We start from the raw sequence: 1,525 nt of genomic DNA, 5'->3' as shown, positions 1-1,525 counted from the left end.
GTTGTAGATGCTATGCGCGTCCTGTTCCCGAGGGCGTAGGCTTTGGGCCTTCGCCAGTGATGGAGGCCGCAATGACAAATGCTACTGCAACGACCGGTCTTGTCTGCACCGTTGCCGTCGAGCTTGCCCGTTCGAGATGGGTGGTTGGGATCCTGCCGCCGAAGAGTTCGAAAGTTGCAATCCAGGCAGTTGCCGGAGGCAACGCGCAGGGATTGCTTGGACTTCTCCAACGAATCCGGAACCAGTTGGAGCGCCAGCACGCTGCCCAGGTGGAGCTGAGGATCTGCTACGAGTGCGGCTATGACGGCTTCTGGCTGGCGCGCTTCCTGAAGAACCACGGCATCGACGTCTACGTCCTCGATCCGTCCAGTTTCCTGGTGTCGCGCCGAGGCCGCCGGGCGAAGACCGACCGCATTGACGCCGAAGCCATGGCCTTCAAGCTGCGCGCCTATCTCAACGGAGACGAGAGCGTATTCCGGATGGTGGCGATCCCGACACCCGAAGCCGAGGATGCCCGGCGGATCAGCCGGGAGCGGACGCGCCTTGTCAGCGAAAGAACACGCCATGTGAACCGGATACGCGCGCTCCTGGCACTTCATGGCATTCGCGGAATCAAGGGGCTTTTCGGCGGTGCCTGGCGCGAACAGCTGGACGCATCGCGGACTGGTGACGGGCGGCCGCTCGGTCGATTTCTGAAGGCCGAGATCGCGCGCGAGTTCGAACGGCTTGCACTTGTGCGGGAGCAGATGCAGGCACTTGACGCTGAACGCACGGAAACGCTCGCCGATCCGGCAACACCTTTTCCGCAGCGCGAGAAGGTCGAGCTTTTGAAGCAGCTGTCCGGGGTCGGCGAACTGAGTGCGACCCTCATGGTGTCAGAGGTGTTCCACAGAAGCTTCGCGAACCGGCGACATCTAGCATCCTTTCTCGGATTGGCGCCGACGCCCTACGCCAGCGGGGATGATATGCGCGACCAGGGGATCAGCAAGGCCGGGAACAAGCACGCCCGCACGCTCCTTGTGGAGATCGCATGGTCCTGGCTACGGCATCAACCCAACAGTGATCTCGCCGCATGGTATCGCCGTCGGTTTGCGCAGACCGGGGCAAGGGGCCGGAAGGTCGGAATCGTGGCTCTTGCACGCAAGCTCGCCATCGCACTGTGGCGATTTGTGGAGCATGGCCTTGTGCCAAGCGGCGCGCGCCTGAAAGCGTAGCATCAGGCGAACGACGGAACGGGCTTCCGCGGCGACAGTGCCGCTGAAGGCGTGCGAAGGATGACCGGGTTTGATGATGGTCCGAATGCAGGGACCGAGTTGTAGTTGGGTTTCCCGCGCAGCTGAGCCGAGGGCCGTGAATCCACATCTTGGTGCGAGGCCTACCTGCCTCAGCCGGATACAAGTCGATGCGCACTCGTGCGCATGTCCGCCCATCGGCCAACTTCAGCGCAAAAGCCGCCTTTGCACAGGAGGTCAAAGATGAACAAATCCGCTTGACGCTCACCGATACATACAAGTCCTCGATCCAG

The 1,525-nt window shown here is 62.0% G+C and carries 1 protein-coding gene; it reads left to right on the top strand.

Annotation, left to right across the window (positions count from 1 at the left end; translation table 11 throughout):
- The coding region (locus H5395_RS18255; RefSeq protein ID WP_220495132.1) for an IS110 family transposase at positions 1-1,214 on the top strand (1,214 nt) is incomplete at its 5' end.
- Between the last annotated feature and the right edge of the window lie 311 nt (positions 1,215-1,525).

It is taken from the genome of Paracoccus sp. MC1854 (genome assembly GCF_014164635.1).
Classification (GTDB): domain Bacteria; phylum Pseudomonadota; class Alphaproteobacteria; order Rhodobacterales; family Rhodobacteraceae; genus Paracoccus.
This window is presented reverse-complemented; position numbering and strand designations above follow the sequence as displayed.